Consider the following 11,075-nt stretch of genomic DNA (forward strand, 5'->3'; position numbering starts at 1 on the left):
GAGCCCGATGCTCAACCCGGCGTATCGGCACCGTCGTACAAGCCATCCACACACTCTTGACCTGCGACTATTCAGGATGAAAGAGGTTCAGTGAGGCGAATTCGGTGCGCTGCCGACACGGGCGGACAAAAAGTGTGGCACGGTAGTTGAACCGGAGTTCGCGTAGAGGCGTTGTGACGGTCGAGCGGAGCGAGAAGCCAATCGGTCGCATCGCATTTGGCGCCCGTACAGGCTCCGTATGCGGCGACCGCCACGCAGAACGAAGGGTCACATGCCTCAACGACGTTCACCTTCGCAGGGTTCGGTCAACAGCGCGAACTCCGACGCCAGTTCCTTTCACTCAGTCTGGATCACTGACAACAGAAAGAGCAAGGGCAAGGGTAAGGAAGTCGTAGCCACTCGATCAAGTAGGGCAGTCCCGGGGGAAAGCGCACCACAGCTCCCCGAGGAGGCCGAAGTCGGCTATTACGACCAGAACAGTAAAAACTATTACGCGGTCGCCAGGAACAACCCTGCGGTAGCTGAGGTCTCGCGTTGGGACAAGACGGTGGGCTGGGTTGCGGAGAACAGGAGGAAGATCGCGAAGGCCCTGCTCGACGTCACTCCCACCGTCATCCAGGGCGTCGCGAGCAACCTCATGAAGGAGGGCACGTGGCAGACGGTCGTCAACGGGGCGGGAGTCGCTGGCCAGATGGCCCTGGCCGTAAGGGATGGCTGGGACGAGTACAAGAGCCACCAGATTAAGCCCTTAAACCCGGAGCGGCTGACGGCGATCGGGTTCCGGATCGCCTCCGCAGGCGCCAATCTGGGCAGCGTCGTGTCGGAGAACTCGCGCGCGGCCGGTGCACTCGGCGGACTAGGTACGTTCGCGGGCGCCGTCGGGACCACGCTGGACGTGATGGCTGCCCCACATCAGGGTGGCCCGCTGTACGAGATAGGCAGGAATCCGGGAGTCGGATACGGAATGGGGGATTTCCCACCCGGGTACCAGACGCCCAATACCCAGTCGTCCAACCCGTCCAACCCGTCCAACCCGTCCATGCACAGTCAGGACGCGACCTCACCGACCTACTACTACCCGCCGACGCCCGACCTGGACCACTACCACCAGCGGCAGAGTTCCCCTGGCCCCTCGTCCTACCACCCTGGGACGGGTCAGCAGCACGGCCACGGTCACGGCCACTGACTGGCGCATCCCACCAGCCCGACTCACACGGCCGCACCCTCAGGGTGCGGCCGTTGTGATGAACCCTCAGGCACACCCCGCAGACCGGGCAGGTCCGCACATCTTCGCCACCTGCACGCCGAGTTTCGCATCGAGGGTCTGCTTGTTGTACTCGCCTGCGACGACGCCGGGGCATGACCACCAATTCCGCCGAACCGGATGAACTGATTGCTTCTCCGGATTACTGACCAGATCACGATCGGGCAGGTGTGTTCCTCATTAAGGGGACTGACACGAAAATGACTCGTGGTTGAGCCGTCAGGCTGGGATGGGGTCGAAGCGGATGGTCAGGCCGAGGCTGTTGGCTTCCTTGAGCATGCGGCGCATGGCGCGTTCGGGGTCGCGGCGGGTGAAGTGGTCAGCTCCGAGATCTCGGTAGGGCTCGTGGTCGTGCAGGACGTGCCAGATGGCGATCACGAGTTTGTGCATCACCGCGACGAGTGCGCGTTTGCCGCCGCGTCTGGCTGCGAGACGGCGGAAGAAGACTCCGAGGTAGGAGTCCTTGTTGCTGATCGCGACCATGGCGGCGACGCCGAGCAGGCGCTTGAGGTTGGCGTTGCCGGGTCGGGTGCGTCCGGACTTGCTGACTCCGGCGGACTCGTTCTGGCCGGGGTAGACCCCGATTCAGGAGGCCAGGTGGTGGGCGGAGGCGAACTGGGCCATGTCGCCTCCGGTCTCGGCGATGATGATCTCTGAGCCGAGCCGGCCGATGCCCGGGATGGTCTGCAGGACCTCCATGTCCCGCGCGTGGTCGGCCAGGAGGTGGGCGATGCGGGCGTCGAAGGCGGCGATGAGGCTCTTCCAGCGGTCGATCTCGTCGAGGTAGTGGCGGACCATGAAGGCGTGGTAGTCGGTGAATTCACCGTCCAGGGCGTCGATGAGGGCGGGGATCTTGTTTCGGGCCCTGCAGCGGGTGAGGTCGGCAAGGCGGGCCTGATCGCGTTCACCGTGGACGAGGGCTTCCAGGATGGCCCGGCCGCTGGCGCCGGTGATGTCGCTGAGACGGCGGAGACCTTCATGCCAGTGTCCTCGAGTTCCTTCTCCAATCGCTGGGCCTCCCAGCCCGCTGCCCGGACCAACTCGGTGCGGCGGCGGGTGAGATCGCGCAGTTCCCGGATGTCACGGTCTGGGACGAAGGAGGCCATCACCATGCCGGAGGCGCCGGCCCGGGCCAGGAAGGCCGCATCGCTCGGATCGGTCTTGCGGCCCCGGATGCCCTTGAGGTGGGCGGGGTTGACCAGCATCAGGTTCAGGTGTGGCTGCAGCAGGTAGTAGACACCGCGCCAGTAGTCCGAGGTCGCCTCCATGACCACCACCTCGACCCGGCGCTCGAGCAGCCAGGCCAGCAGGCGCCGCACTTCGGCGGTGGTGGTGCCGAACCGCTCCGTCTCCAGCGACCAACTGCCGGTCCGCTTCGCCGAGGGAACGCGGACACAAGCCAGCAGGAACCGCTTGCCCAAGTCCACTCCCGCGGAACGCAGGTGGATGACCTCGTCCTTCACGTCCTGGAGCCGGGGCATCGTGGTCTCCTCCCATGTGCTGCGTCCGTGCTCGGCGGGCGCCCCGGAGAGGCTACTGACTTCGGCTCGTCAAGGTGAGACTGGTTCGGCGAGGATCAGGCCGGTGCCGGCTATGAAGCCGTCGAGGGTGTGGGGCCGGTACTGAAGGCGTTTGAGCCGGTTGCGGACCAGGGTTTCGAGCCGAGGGAGACCACGGCGAGGTTGGCCAGGCTGCGCTTCACATGGGCCCATACCCACTCGACGGGGTTCAGGTCCGGCGAGTACGCGGGCAGCAGGAACACCGTCAGCCACTCACGCTCGGCGATCAACTCACGCATGGCATGGGAGACATGAGTGTTGAGCCGGTCCCAGACCAGCACGATCGGGGCCTTGACGAGGTGGTGGGTGCCGTCGATCAGCGCGATGAAGTCGCGCTCGCCCATACTGCGGCGTTTGCCCTTGCCCGCGGGGTGAGTGCGCAGGCGGTGGCACAGCCGGGTACGGGAGCCGGGCCGCATCGCGATCAGCCCGGCCACCGACAGCCGTCCGGATCGCCGGCCGCTGATGGTCACGACCGGGGTGCGGCCGCGCCGGCCCCAGGTCCGTCCTTGGGGCGGCCGTCGCGTGAACCCGGCTTCGTCCTCGAAGCAGATGTAGCTTCCGCGGGCCGCCCGGGCCCTTTTACCTCCGCCCAGGTCGCCTCCTTCCACACGGTGACGGCCTGCTCGTCACGCTCGGCCACCCGCCGTACGGGCACCTGCGGGCTGAAGCCGAGCCGGTGCATCAACCGGGTGGCCCCCGAGACGCTGTAGGCGACGTGGAACTTCCTGCCGATCAGCGTGGCCACCCTCGCCGCGGTCCACACCTGGTCCTCCACCCAGCCATGCGCGGCCGGCCCTTCATCGAGGTACCCGGCCAGCTTTTCCAGACAGCGCGGGGACAGGCGGCATTGCGATCCGCTCGGGCCACGAGAGGCCAGAGCGTGCACGCCACCGTCCCGCCACAGCTGGTGCCACTGGTAGGCCGACTTCAGGCTCACCCGAAGGCGCCGTGCAATGTCCGGCGGCTTGATGTTCTGCTCGAACAGCTCGGCCGCCTGCATCCGGACCGTCTCCCGGCGCCGACGTCCCGCAAGGGTCAGCCCGCCCCCATCCGCATACCTCATACACCACGGGATACAGACAACACTCCCGGCTCATCAGGGACTTCCAGAAAGATCACCCTAACGAGCCGAAGTCAGTAAGGGAGATGGCGGAGTCTGACACACGTGCTCCGGCACCGGGGATCCGATGCCCTGGCAACAATCCGTGGTCGCCTGGTCGGCCCCCATCGCCATCCTGTAAAACGAGCTCGCTCGCATCGCAGGCCCATCGGCTGACCGGGACGCCCAGCCCTATTTTCCCGTACTTGAGGTGATCAGCGGAGCGATCTCGCCCACCTGTAAAATGTTCGGCCGTGGCTGCCGCCGGCATCGCCGCGTCGATCGGTTCCGCGGGTGACGCCTACGACAACTCCTTCATGGAGTCCGCGATCGGCCTTCTCAAAACCGAGGTGATCAAACCGGGGCGGACCTGGAGGACGCACTCCCAGGTCGAGCTTGCCACCGCGGAATGGGTGGACTGGTACTGCCATCGCCGACTCCACGGTGAGATCGGGCACAATCCCACCCGTCGGATACGAGACCAACTACTACCTCACGACCACGAAACCACAGGTCGTAACCACAATCTGCAGTTTCTACCGAACTCGGAACCGTTCAACAAGGCCCTACACGTCAGAACCCGGAACTTGTGCCAAACTCAAATTTAAGTTGCCACATACAGGGGTCGGGGTGTGGATTTCGTGAACCACTTGGTCGTCCACCCCGTTGAGATGGCGGGTGAGGTCGGTCACGGGGGCGTTCGTACCGAGGGTGTCGCAGCGAACCGGTACTGGCCTTCACTTCACCTGACTCGACGGCCGGGTGAACCGGATGAAGAAGGACCACCATGAAGCCTGTGAAGATGGACGAGTCAACGATGAGCCCTCTCACCACCGCCCCCACCGCTTCCTCGCCGACCACCTCACAGCGACTCCTGGAAGGTCGTACCGTCCTCGTCACCGGCGGAGGACGCGGCCTGGGCCGCCTGTTCGCAGCGACGCTCGCCGAGGCCGGTGCCCAGCTGGTGCTGACCGGCCGTGACCCCGAGGCGCTGGAGGAGACGGCCGAACTACTCCAGGGCCGGAACACCCGGGTCCTGGCCCTACGGGCTGACGTCACCGATCCCGCTGCGATGCCCAAGGTCGTAGAGAAGGCCGTGGACAGCTTCGGGACCATCGACGTCCTGGTCAACAACGCCGGGGTGACCGGCCCCGTCGGACCGTTCTGGGAGCTGGACCGGGACGAGTGGCAGGACACTGTCGACGTCAACCTCATGGGCACGGTACGGACCTGTCATGCCGTCATCCCCGTGATGACCGCGCGCCGTACGGGCCGCGTCATTAACATCACCAGCGAGGCCGGCCGGTACCGGTGGCCGCACGTGTCCGCATACTCGGTCTCCAAAGCGGCAGTGAACAAGCTCACCGAGAACCTCGCCCGCGAACTGGGTCCCCATGGCGTCACCATGCTGAGCTACCACCCGGGCCTGCTGGAACTCGGGATCACCAAGGACGGCATGGACACCTACCCCACCGGCGATGTGTGGCGCGACCGCAGTGTCGAGTGGTTCATCGCCCAGCGCCGGGAGGGCCGTTTCACCGATCCCGAGCACTCCGCACGGACGCTTCTGCGGCTCGCGGCCGGAGAGGCGGACCATCTCTCGGGCCAGTACCTCACCCCGGACTCCGACCTCTCTGATCCTTCCGGTCTCTTTGAACCCTCCGGCTCCACTGATCGTTCCGCCCGTTCCGACGGCGGTAAAGCGCTCGCCACGTCGTGACCGGGCCGGTGGCGGGCGCGCGATGCGGGTCGCCGCACGGCCGCCAGCCGGGGAGCGATCACATGCGGAAGGGCCACGGGTAAACGGCCGGTAGAAGTCATCCACGAGCCAAAGACCCCGCCAGCGGAATGCCTGTGAGGACGGGCACTATAGGTGAGCTTCCGTCTCACCAGGACACCCTTCCCCAGATCTGCAAGATCCATTGTCAGTGTGTCCACACCACCGGGGTCGCCTCAGTCGGACATAGATCGCGCGCTCGCCGCCATCGGGGGGTGACGGCGCCCACGGCGCCCGGACATGACGAGAGCGGCCCCGCTTCCCGGAGGAAATCGGAGCCACAGGGATTTGAGCGGTGGTGGATCGGGCAGCCGCCTGGGACTGCCGGAGGTCGAAGATGAAGTCGGCGCCTCGTGAGGTGGTCGTAGGCCGCATTGTAGGAGGCTCGCCCGTTGGACTCGATCTTGATTGCGGAGTGGCCCGAGGTCTGGTGAATGCGGCGCGGCAACGTCACGCGCTGGCGCTGTGTGACAACGCTGCCCCCGCCGCTGAAACTGAACCATCGGCGACACGGGACCGTTGTAGGGCCGGAGGGCGACCGGCCCTGGATGGGGGTGCTCGTTGGGGCTTGTCGCGGATTGGTCGGGTGGTTTTGGAGATGTTGTTGGATCCGAGTGTTTTCAGCACGCCAGTGCCGCAGTTGCGGAGGGTCGGCATGGCCCGTGGTGCGGTCCTGGGGTGGACGATGGAGGCGTCCTCGGCGAAGGTGACATCCCTGAGTGCTTTTCCGTCGGCAGTGATCACGCGCAGTCGCCGGACGCGGAGGGTGACGACGCCTGAGCGGGTTCGGTGGTGGCGCCGTGCCGTCGGCCAGGTAGGCGCCCAACCGCCCGGTCCAAGGTGTCACCGTCAACAGCCCTCAGCACACGGCCGATCGTGGCCTTGCAACGGCCTGCCCCAAATGCCCCTGAGGGACGGCGCGTTGACGGTTTCGTTTCCCCAACTTTCACTACGATGAAAAACGGCGGTCTCGCTCAATGACGGCACTGGAAGCCACGATGTCGGAAGCCCCCGAAGCATCTATCATCTGGACCGACCCCATCACCGGTCGCCAAGGCTTCCTGGTTATAGACAGGCTGGTCCGAGGCATCGCCAGCGGAGGCCTGCGGATGCGGGAAGGATGCTGCTACGAGGAGGTCCGGGGCTTGGCGGCAAACATGAGCGTGAAGGAAGTACTGCACTACGACCCCTCGAACCTCTACATCCCCATGGGGGGAGCCAAGGGCGGGATCGACTGCGATCCACACAGCAGCGAGGCCCGCGGTATATTATCGCGATTCCTCTCGTTTATTTGGCCGTACGTCGCGAACAATTGGGCGGCGGGGGACGATCTCGGAACGACCGCCGAACTCATCGAAGAGATACTCGGCGAGTTGGGGATTGACGGGTGTATTGCACCGGTCCTGCGCGTGATTGACGATCCAATTGCGGCCCGAAAACGTTTCACCGAGGCATTCTCCGCCAATTTCCGCGGCATCGGGCTCGCTGAACTGGTCGGTGGATACGGTGTTGCGGAGACCACGCTTGCGGTTCTGGACAGGGACGCACTTCCGAGGTCGTCGGTCACCGCCGCCATTCAGGGCTTCGGTTCCATGGGTGGAGCTACGGCGCGTTTCCTTCGAGAAGCCGGGGTGCGCATCGTCGCCATCTCGGACCTTCACGGCACGGTCGCCAACCCGAGAGGCCTGGCCGTCGAGGACATGCTACGCAACCGCCTTGAGTCCGGGATTATCGACCGCGGTAGGCTCCAGCCAGACGATGTCCTGCTGGACGGGGAGGCTTGCCTGTCCTACGACGCTGACGTGCTGGTGCCGGCCGCGATCTCGTACGCGATAGACGAGAACAACGAGTCCCATATCAAAGCGAAGTACATCGTCGAGGCGGCTAACCTCCCGGTAACGGCAGCGGCAGAGGAAAAGCTGCAGAAACGGGGAACCGTCACGGTTCCTGACGTCGTGGCCAACTCAGGCACCAACGCCTGGTGGTGGTGGGTGCTGTTCGGCGACGTCACGCCAGATGCGGAATCCTCATTCGGCAAGATACGAACGTCCCTGCACACACTGGTCACGGAGACACTCGACCTCGCCGAAGTTACAGGTATCTCCCCTCGGCAGGCCGCGAATCAACTCGCTGCAGTCAGGCGCGAAAGCCTGGCCCACAGGCTTGAACTCCTGTGATCACAGCCGGTCTCAGCGCCATCGCGGCAGCCGGATGGGGTGCAGCGGACTACCTCGGGGCCAAGGCGTCGCGCAGCGCGCCGGCCGACCTCGTCGTCCTGCTGTCGCAGACGCTCGGTCTGCCGGTGCTGGTGATCTGGCTACTGGCCACGCACTCGGGCCGCCCCGAGCCATCCAGCCTCATGTGGGGTGTCTGCGCCGGCACTGTCGGTCTGCTGGGGATGGTCCTGCTGTACAGGACGCTGGCTGCCGAAGGAGTCACGCTCGTCGCCCCCGTCACCGCCGTGACGGTGGCGGTCGTCCCGCTCGCGGTGGGCCTGTTCACCCAGGCGAGTCCCGGGCTGATCGCGCTGTGTGGCGTATTCTGTGCGATCGCTTCGATCGCCATGGTCAACCGCGCCGCGCGGGCCGAGCGCGGCGCGGTCGCCGTACGAACCCTGCTCTTGGCCCTCGCGGCGGGCGGCGCCCTGGGACTGCAGCTGGTCTTCCTCTCCCATCCCGGGCCGAGCGCCGGACTGTGGCCACTGGTGGGCGCCCGCGCGTGCTCGATCCTGGGCGCGATTCCCTTGATCCTTCGGCACAGGGGCACCTCGGCCGCCACAAGGGTGCCGTGGCTTGTCGTGGGACTGACCGGAGCCCTGGACACGGCCGGGTTCGCCTTCTACCTGTTTGCCATGGAGCACGGGCTGCTGGGCATCGTCGGGCCCATCGTGTCGCTCTACCCCGGTGCCACCATCATTCTCGCCATCGCTCTCGACAGGGAACGTTTCACCAGGTCACAACTGGTGGGACTATTCCTCGGGGCAAGCGCGCTCCTACTGGTCGCCTACTGAGGGCGCCATCGCCATCTCGCACAACTCACCGACTGACACACGGATGGAGTGACCCGCAAATGAGTGACGAGGTGCTGCAGGCCGCGGACAATATCGTGGCCGCCTTCTCCGACGGACGGCTGGAAGACTACTTCGCCGCGTTCACACCTGATGCCTCGTTCGTGTTCCACACCACCCCGCACCGCATCGGCTCCGTGACCGAGTACCGCCGCGTGTGGGCGCAGTGGGTGGCCGACGACGGCTTCCGGGTACTGCGGTGTCGCTCCACCGACAGGATGGTCCAAGACTGGGGTGACGGCGCTGTCTTCAGTCACAGCGTCGAGACCGACATTCTCACTCACACGGGGACTGAGACGCTGCACGAGCGGGAGACCATAGTCTTCCGGCGTGACGACGTCGGAGGGTGGCTGGCGGTGCATGAACACCTGTCACCCGCCGCACCGTTCACGGCGGTCCCGGCGGGGTGAGTCGGCCGACTTCGGTGAGTACCGCCGCCGGCTCGACCGGCAGCCGATGGATTTCACGGCCCGTGACGCCGAACCGATCGTCCCGGACCTGGTCGCTGCGGACGGCTCGGGATCCTGGACCGAGGACGAGTGTGAGCTGCCACGCCGCCGCCCCCATCGTCAGTGCCATGTACGACAACAAGTTGGTCGAGGCGGCGGCCTACGCCCAGACCCAAGTCTTCGAGGCCGCCGCACCTTCGCCGAGGCCGAAGAAAGGCCCGGCGCCGCAGTCCGCGCACTCGGTCACCCGCGCCGTCGATGAGGCCTCGAAGCCCGCCGGCAGCGGCGTGAACGCGTCATCCTCTTCGGCATGAGCGGTCACGGTCTGCTGGACCCCGGGGCCTATGAGCAGTGCCTCTCTGGGGAGATGGTCGACTCCGAACCCAGCGACGAGGACGTCACTGAACCTCTTTCATCCTGAATAGTCGCAGGTCAGTAGTACGTGGATGGCTTGGATGGTGTGGCTTGTGCGGCGGGTGGAGGAGTGTGCTCTGCGCATGATGCGTCAGGACTTGAGTCGGGCGAAGGCGCGTTCGCCGGGGGTTCGGAGCCGGGCGTGGTCGCGGTTGAACTGCTGGTAGTGCTCGGGCTGTTCGCTGTGCTGGTGGTACGGGGTGCGGAATGTGGCCCCGACGCTCTGGTAGGCGCGGTCCGCCAGGACGAGGATCTGCCGGGTCAGGCAGGCGTGGACGATGCCGTGTGCGCGGGCCGAGGTCAGGTCATGTGTGCGGCTGGGTGTCGCGCGGGAGAATCACAGCGGTGTGCCGTCAGAGCGGGCGATGACCTGCACGTTCATGCCGCGTTTCTTGGTTTCTGCGAGTAGTACGGCTGATCGGCGCGGACGCGGTCGGTGGGGATCAGCGTGCCGTCAACGATGACGCGGTCGCCTTCACCGAGGCCCGTGAGGGATCAGCGGCGGTGGGGGCAGGCGTATGTGCGCGGACTGCTTTTGGACGGGCGGCGCAAGTTGGTGGAGCCGATGGCAGCCCGACTGGGTGAGGATGGCAACCGTCAGGCGCTGGCGCACTTCATCACCTCCAGCCCGTGGGATCCGGCCCATGTGCGGGCCCGGCTGGCCTGGCGGATCAGCGAGGCGATCGGTCCGGAGGCGTTGATCGTCGACGAAACCGGCTTCTTGAAGGACGGGGACGCCTCGGCGTGTGTGTCGCGGCAGTACATCGGCACCGCGGGCAAGGTCACCAAATGCCAGGTCGGGGTGTCGCTGCATCTGGCCCGGGATTATGCCTCGGCTGCGGTGGACTGGCGGCTGTTCCTGCCTGCGTCGTGGGATCCCGACTCGCCGGAGGCCGATGCGGTCAAGGGCGCCCGCCGTGGCCGCTGTGGCATCACTGCGGCATCCCCCGACCAGTTGGGGCACGTGGAGAAGTGGCAGCTGGCCCTGGACTGGACCTCTCGGGGGGTCCAGCCGTAACGGACGCCTTCCCTGACGCGCTGTTGCCGCGCGACACGACCAGTCGGGAGTCTTCCGTGCCCACCATCACGACAGGCTTGCTGTCGATGCTCGGTCACCTCGCAGTGGACCGGTGGGATCATGGGCTGGGCGCCCGCCCCTGATTGGTGCAGGGGCGGGCGTCGTGTCAGCTCGGGACCGGTCAGCCGGTGCAGAGGGTCAGGTTGACCGTGTCGCCGCTGTTCACGATCTTCGGGGTGTGCGGGTCCACCCCGATCACCGCACCGGGCTTGCAGCCCTTGACGGCCTTCTTGGTGACTGTGCCGAGTTTCGTCTGCGTCTTCAGCAGCACCTGCTTGGCCAGCGTCAGGTCCGAGGTGGAGAAGTCGACCGGGATGGTCACCCCGTGGTTGTTGAACAGCATGGTGGTGGCGTCGCTGCCGGCG

General features: G+C 65.9%; 9 protein-coding genes and 7 pseudogenes. 8 read left to right on the top strand and 8 right to left on the bottom strand.

Features of this window, described 5'->3' with window-relative positions; genetic code table 11:
* The first annotated feature begins 271 nt into the window (after window positions 1-271).
* Window positions 272-1,186, top strand: coding sequence for a hypothetical protein (locus ABZT03_RS41060; protein WP_356048898.1), 915 nt, complete (start codon window positions 272-274; stop codon window positions 1,184-1,186).
* Between the two features lie 297 nt (window positions 1,187-1,483).
* On the opposite strand, the gene ABZT03_RS41065 is transcribed toward ABZT03_RS41060, so the two are convergent.
* The 5 genes and pseudogenes from ABZT03_RS41065 to ABZT03_RS41085 form a co-directional block, all read right to left on the bottom strand.
* Window positions 1,484-1,747: a hypothetical protein gene (locus tag ABZT03_RS41065; RefSeq protein ID WP_356048913.1), complete on the bottom strand. Its 264-nt coding sequence runs from the start codon at window positions 1,745-1,747 to the stop codon at window positions 1,484-1,486.
* A gap of 39 nt (window positions 1,748-1,786) precedes the next feature.
* A pseudogene (locus tag ABZT03_RS41070) lies at window positions 1,787-2,062 on the bottom strand (transposase); the annotation flags it as partial.
* A gap of 248 nt (window positions 2,063-2,310) precedes the next feature.
* Window positions 2,311-2,745: pseudogene (locus ABZT03_RS41075) on the bottom strand (transposase); the annotation flags it as partial.
* A gap of 69 nt (window positions 2,746-2,814) precedes the next feature.
* Window positions 2,815-3,377, bottom strand: a pseudogene (locus ABZT03_RS41080) (transposase).
* Window positions 3,293-3,889 (bottom strand): winged helix-turn-helix domain-containing protein, encoded by a 597-nt coding sequence (locus tag ABZT03_RS41085; protein ID WP_356048899.1) that lies wholly within the window; start codon window positions 3,887-3,889, stop codon window positions 3,293-3,295. Before ABZT03_RS41085 ends, ABZT03_RS41080 begins: the two are co-directional and overlap by 85 nt.
* Window positions 3,890-4,179: 290 nt before the next feature.
* On the opposite strand from ABZT03_RS41085, the gene ABZT03_RS41090 reads away from it, so the two are divergent.
* The 6 genes from ABZT03_RS41090 (at window position 4,180) to ABZT03_RS41115 (ending at window position 9,532) form a co-directional block, all read left to right on the top strand.
* Complete coding sequence (locus tag ABZT03_RS41090; protein ID WP_356048901.1) at window positions 4,180-4,533, top strand: integrase core domain-containing protein; 354 nt, start codon at window positions 4,180-4,182, stop codon at window positions 4,531-4,533.
* A gap of 179 nt (window positions 4,534-4,712) precedes the next feature.
* Window positions 4,713-5,645 (top strand): SDR family oxidoreductase, encoded by a 933-nt coding sequence (locus tag ABZT03_RS41095; protein WP_356048903.1) that lies wholly within the window; start codon window positions 4,713-4,715, stop codon window positions 5,643-5,645.
* Window positions 5,646-6,679: 1,034 nt separating this feature from the next.
* Complete coding sequence (locus ABZT03_RS41100; RefSeq protein ID WP_356048905.1) at window positions 6,680-7,879, top strand: Glu/Leu/Phe/Val dehydrogenase dimerization domain-containing protein; 1,200 nt, start codon at window positions 6,680-6,682, stop codon at window positions 7,877-7,879.
* On the top strand, window positions 7,876-8,712 hold the full coding sequence (locus ABZT03_RS41105; RefSeq protein WP_356048907.1) for an EamA family transporter: 837 nt from the start codon (window positions 7,876-7,878) through the stop codon (window positions 8,710-8,712). The genes ABZT03_RS41100 and ABZT03_RS41105 overlap by 4 nt, the downstream gene beginning before the upstream one ends.
* A gap of 59 nt (window positions 8,713-8,771) precedes the next feature.
* Window positions 8,772-9,179: a nuclear transport factor 2 family protein gene (locus ABZT03_RS41110; RefSeq protein ID WP_356048909.1), complete on the top strand. Its 408-nt coding sequence runs from the start codon at window positions 8,772-8,774 to the stop codon at window positions 9,177-9,179.
* 167 nt (window positions 9,180-9,346) lie between these two features.
* Window positions 9,347-9,532 carry a hypothetical protein gene (locus ABZT03_RS41115; RefSeq protein ID WP_356048911.1) on the top strand — a complete coding sequence of 62 codons (186 nt, stop codon included), beginning with the start codon at window positions 9,347-9,349 and terminating at the stop codon, window positions 9,530-9,532.
* 98 nt (window positions 9,533-9,630) lie between these two features.
* On the opposite strand, the pseudogene ABZT03_RS41120 reads toward ABZT03_RS41115, so the two are convergent.
* Window positions 9,631-10,127: pseudogene (locus ABZT03_RS41120) on the bottom strand (transposase family protein); the annotation flags it as partial.
* Between ABZT03_RS41120 and ABZT03_RS41125 the strand changes: the two are divergent.
* Window positions 10,093-10,623: pseudogene (locus ABZT03_RS41125) on the top strand (transposase); the annotation flags it as partial. The pseudogenes ABZT03_RS41120 and ABZT03_RS41125 sit on opposite strands and share 35 nt — an antisense overlap.
* Before the next feature lie 4 nt (window positions 10,624-10,627).
* Here ABZT03_RS41125 and ABZT03_RS41130 read toward each other — a convergent pair.
* Window positions 10,628-10,717: pseudogene (locus tag ABZT03_RS41130) on the bottom strand (kinase); the annotation flags it as partial.
* A 114-nt stretch (window positions 10,718-10,831) separates the two neighbouring features.
* A pseudogene (locus ABZT03_RS41135) lies at window positions 10,832-11,075 on the bottom strand (hypothetical protein); the annotation flags it as partial.

Origin of the sequence: Streptomyces sp. NPDC005574, from assembly GCF_040605435.1 — a bacterium.
Classification (GTDB): Bacteria; Actinomycetota; Actinomycetes; order Streptomycetales; family Streptomycetaceae; genus Streptomyces.

Excerpts from the sequence above, each read along its gene's own strand:
- ABZT03_RS41110 (WP_356048909.1), top strand. The coding sequence starts at position 8,772 with ATGAGTGACGAGGTGCTGCAGGCCGCGGACAATATCGTGGCCGCCTTC.
- ABZT03_RS41095 (WP_356048903.1), top strand. The coding sequence starts at position 4,713 with ATGAAGCCTGTGAAGATGGACGAGTCAACGATGAGCCCTCTCACCACC.
- ABZT03_RS41060 (WP_356048898.1), top strand. The coding sequence starts at position 272 with ATGCCTCAACGACGTTCACCTTCGCAGGGTTCGGTCAACAGCGCGAAC.
- ABZT03_RS41115 (WP_356048911.1), top strand. The coding sequence starts at position 9,347 with ATGTACGACAACAAGTTGGTCGAGGCGGCGGCCTACGCCCAGACCCAA.
- ABZT03_RS41085 (WP_356048899.1), bottom strand. The coding sequence starts at position 3,889 with ATGAGGTATGCGGATGGGGGCGGGCTGACCCTTGCGGGACGTCGGCGC.
- ABZT03_RS41100 (WP_356048905.1), top strand. The coding sequence starts at position 6,680 with ATGACGGCACTGGAAGCCACGATGTCGGAAGCCCCCGAAGCATCTATC.
- ABZT03_RS41065 (WP_356048913.1), bottom strand. The coding sequence starts at position 1,747 with ATGGTCGCGATCAGCAACAAGGACTCCTACCTCGGAGTCTTCTTCCGC.